General features: G+C 60.1%; 4 protein-coding genes. 1 reads left to right on the top strand and 3 read right to left on the bottom strand.

What is annotated here, in order from left to right; genetic code table 11:
• Nucleotides 1-100: 100 nt before the first annotated feature.
• Nucleotides 101-532, top strand: coding sequence for a hypothetical protein (locus tag FG154_RS20110; RefSeq protein ID WP_186312476.1), 432 nt, complete (start codon nucleotides 101-103; stop codon nucleotides 530-532).
• 472 nt (nucleotides 533-1004) lie between these two features.
• On the opposite strand, the gene FG154_RS20115 is transcribed toward FG154_RS20110, so the two are convergent.
• The 3 genes from FG154_RS20115 to FG154_RS20125 form a co-directional block, all read right to left on the bottom strand.
• Complete coding sequence (locus FG154_RS20115; RefSeq protein ID WP_145111843.1) at nucleotides 1005-1193, bottom strand: hypothetical protein; 189 nt, start codon at nucleotides 1191-1193, stop codon at nucleotides 1005-1007.
• Between the two features lie 346 nt (nucleotides 1194-1539).
• Nucleotides 1540-2184 carry an autoinducer binding domain-containing protein gene (locus tag FG154_RS20120; RefSeq protein ID WP_145111846.1) on the bottom strand — a complete coding sequence of 215 codons (645 nt, stop codon included), beginning with the start codon at nucleotides 2182-2184 and terminating at the stop codon, nucleotides 1540-1542.
• 172 nt (nucleotides 2185-2356) lie between these two features.
• On the bottom strand, nucleotides 2357-2980 hold the full coding sequence (locus FG154_RS20125; protein WP_108222382.1) for a LuxR C-terminal-related transcriptional regulator: 624 nt from the start codon (nucleotides 2978-2980) through the stop codon (nucleotides 2357-2359).
• Nucleotides 2981-3470: the final 490 nt, after the last annotated feature.

The following is a 3470-nucleotide window of genomic DNA, read 5'->3' on the forward strand; positions in this document are numbered from 1 at the left end:
ATGGGTGACCGGATCAGATCGGAATCCCTGACCGGATCACCCCGGAACGCGCACTCTGGAGGAAGGGGCTCTCTTCAATCTTCACGACTGGGCCAGTCATATGCTGCTCTGGAACGGTGACGAGCTTTGTGACCTGCCCGATGACGAGGATCTTCGGTTCCTCCGCTCGGCCCGGGAGTTTGGCCGCATCTCCGAGCGGTACGGGTCCGATCTTGCCCGTGACTCTTCCGGAAAGATACTGAACGCGGCGCTGGGAGTGGCGGCCTATGCGGAATGGAAGCACGTTCCGGTGCTCGTGGAGTTGGTTCGGATGAACGACGGCGCCGACACGGTCTGGGTATGCCAGGATCTTCACGGGCCGGACGGCGCGCAGCTGTCCAGCCGACTCGAACAGGACATCCGCGCCGCTCTCCGCCGCCGGGGTATCCTGTCTCTTGCCGTCACGCATCGTCCGGGCGTGGCCTTCGAGGTGGTGGAGCGGTTTGCCCATGTCGAGCCGGCAAGCGTCTTGCGGGTGTGCGAAGCTGCTTGAGACCAGGTTCACCAGGAGAAGCGGCCGGGCTCAGGACCGGCCGCTTCTCCTGACGACAGCGCCGGCCAAAACGAGTCTCCCCTCGGCGGCGGCCGGGGCTGAACGGCGGCGATGGTCATGACAGCCTCTCGGGTGCGGCTGGCTCGTTGGTAACGATCTCCGCCTCCTGGCAGAGTGACACGATCTTCGCCGCGGTGACGGGACGAGCGGGTGACCTCCCTGCCCGGAGGCGCGATGTGGTGGATCGCGGTGCCGGTGACGACCCCCTCGAGCGGTTTGACCACAAGTGCCGCGCCTGTTTCCAGGGGCTCCGGGCGGGACCGCATCGTGCTTGGCGGTTCGACGCAAGCGTCGACAATCGTGCGCGGATCTTGCCGCCGTCTTCGCCATCGTTCTGGCGGCGCTCCGGCAGGAGACAACCGACCCCTACCGGCATGCCACGGCCTGATCGCGTTGTTCAGGCCGAACTGGGTCAGAAAAGGGCAATCAGGGCGAGGACGATGATCAGGCCGGGGGCCGCGACAAGCCAGAAGCCGGCCGGAACCTTGCGTTCCTCATCGGCCTGACGATCGAGAGCACGCTTTACCGCCTCCAAGTCGATGTGACGCCTGGACGGCATTGGTTCCGGGCGCTCCTTGCCGGTCTCATTCGAAATATACATGCGGCCTCCAATCCTGCGGCATAAGCTGTCCGAGACAAGAAAATTGTACCGCCATCCGGGGTAGGCACGCACTTGTCTTTGGTTCCGGTTTCCATTCCAAAGGAAGTGGGATCCTTTATGGATGACAGGCTTATGGTCAGGGCGATCAACTCGGACGAAAAAATGGACGCCCGGCAAGGGCCTGGGCGTCCATGCTGCGCGGTCAGTACCACAGCAGCCGAGGTACGGCGGGTTGGGGACACCATCTTGGGCAAACAGGCACACGCCGGCACCCCTGTAGAGCTTATAACGAAACCGTGATCGAGAGTCACCGTGCCAGTTTATCTCTATAGTTACATTCGCTTGATCATAAGGATGACGAATCCGGTTTCGGCAGGTCCACGGTCAGCAGGCCTGCGTCGACCGCCATGCGCAGCGTTTGGGCCGGTGTTTGTGCTCCCATGGACAGAGCCGCGGACTTGAGACGTGCCTTCACCCCGCTCTCCGTGATGCCTAGGATATGGGCGATCCTCTTGTAGCGATGCCCTTGGGCAAGGAGGCGCAAGACTTCGATTTGTCCGGGAGATAGTTCGACGTCGGCAGGGCCATGCAACCGATTGAGGGTCTTCCGGAGGGTCAAAAGCTCCGGATCGCTGTAATCCCGATCGCTCCTGGCGAAAACGCCAATGGTTCGAAGGGTCTGCCTGGTCTGGGTGAGGATGCTGATGACAGCGCCATGAGCGAGACCGTGGCGGCGATATTCGTCGAGAATATTGGCCGGATCGATATTTGCAAGCTCGTTCCAGCGAAGTATGCCGCTGTTCTGGAAGGCCCATCGCATCATTGGGTCGTGCAGGGCCATTCCCTGAATGGAGTAGGTCTGCAGCAGCGCAGTTGGAAGCGTGTTGAGCTCGGTTTCGGGGGCGACGAACCGTATCCGCACCCCGACATAATATCCGGCGGGAGCCAAGGCACGAAGGGAAAGCTTTTCCTTTTCAATGTGATTACTCATGGCCACTTATGATCATGCGCTTGCATATCCCGACACCTTTGCCCCGGCTCGGTCACCGGGACATGGGTGCGGGTCTCCTGTGAAGCATGTCCGGAGCGGTCAGGGAGCTGGCTGCTGTGGATGAATGGCGTTCCGGTAGATCGGGATCGGGTGCCTGTCGGGGCTCCGTTTGCTAGACGAGAAGGAACTGCGAGCCAATCATGGCTGCCTGGGTGCGGTTTTTGACGTTCAGCTTTGCGCAGATTGATCGGACATGCATCTTGATCGTTACTTCGCTCACGCCGAGGCTTTGTGCAATTTCCTTGTTCATCATGCCATTCGTGAGGCAACGAAGTACTTCGATTTCCTTCGGCGTCAGGCCCGTCTCATCGGTGATGGAGGGGCGTGCCGTATTCAGGCGGAAGGACATCGGCAGATAAATTTCACCAGCAAGAACGAAGTTGATGGCATTTACAAGGGAGCGGGCGCTCTGACTTTTATCGATATAACCCGAGGCTCCGATATCCAGCGCTTCATGAACCACTCCGGGCGAGGCGCTACCGGACAGGAGCAGGATCGGATTGTGCTGGTTCAATTCCAGGATGCGCGTGATTGCATCAAGTCCGGGTGTCATGCCTGGCATTATCAGGTCAAGCAGGACGATATCAAAGGGCCCCTTCGCCTCGATGAGTGCTTCGAGTTCCTGAACGGAGCTTGCCTGCCGGACTTCCGCGTCCATCTCGGCAGTCAGATAGTTGGCCATTACTTCCCGGACCAGGCAATGTCCGTCTGCAATGGCGATTGTTTTTTTCGGCATGGATTCTAGCTATGAAAAGCACCTGCGGCCGCAGGCAATATACCGTTTTTCCGTGATCCTTGGTCCGGGAATTAGGTGGGCTTCAGGATTGAACCCAGAGCTGAAGGGCTAAGCCTCCCTTTCCTCCGATCATGTCATGAGCGATTAACACGGGAATGAGGACGTCGCACCGTATCTTGCGAATGGCGTGATCATCGTGGGTTGTGACCCAAGGCGCCGAGCGGGACTCTTTCGGGCGCATGTTCGTCGAAAGTTGTATTTCGCTGCCCCGCCCCCTCCGAAAGGGAGCATCCAATCGAGGGGGAGGCCCCAAAGCATTCTGCGGGACTTCGTTGATGCAGCGGATCGGCAGCCCGCACCCGGACAGCGAGGATCCAGCAGTTCCGCCATCCGCTCGACCACCGGCGCGATCAGCGCACCCGTCCGCCCCATCCAGTTCAGCCTGAACAACGCGATCAGGCGGCCGCGTGACTGTAGCCGCGAGCGCGCT

Source organism: Cereibacter sediminicola, from assembly GCF_007668225.1.
GTDB classification, from domain to species: domain Bacteria; phylum Pseudomonadota; class Alphaproteobacteria; order Rhodobacterales; family Rhodobacteraceae; genus Cereibacter_A; species Cereibacter_A azotoformans.

Coding starts and splice junctions, on each gene's coding strand:
- FG154_RS20110 (WP_186312476.1), top strand. CDS start 101: ATGCTGCTCTGGAACGGTGACGAGCTTTGTGACCTGCCCGATGACGAG.
- FG154_RS20115 (WP_145111843.1), bottom strand. CDS start 1,193: ATGTATATTTCGAATGAGACCGGCAAGGAGCGCCCGGAACCAATGCCG.
- FG154_RS20120 (WP_145111846.1), bottom strand. CDS start 2,184: ATGAGTAATCACATTGAAAAGGAAAAGCTTTCCCTTCGTGCCTTGGCT.
- FG154_RS20125 (WP_108222382.1), bottom strand. CDS start 2,980: ATGCCGAAAAAAACAATCGCCATTGCAGACGGACATTGCCTGGTCCGG.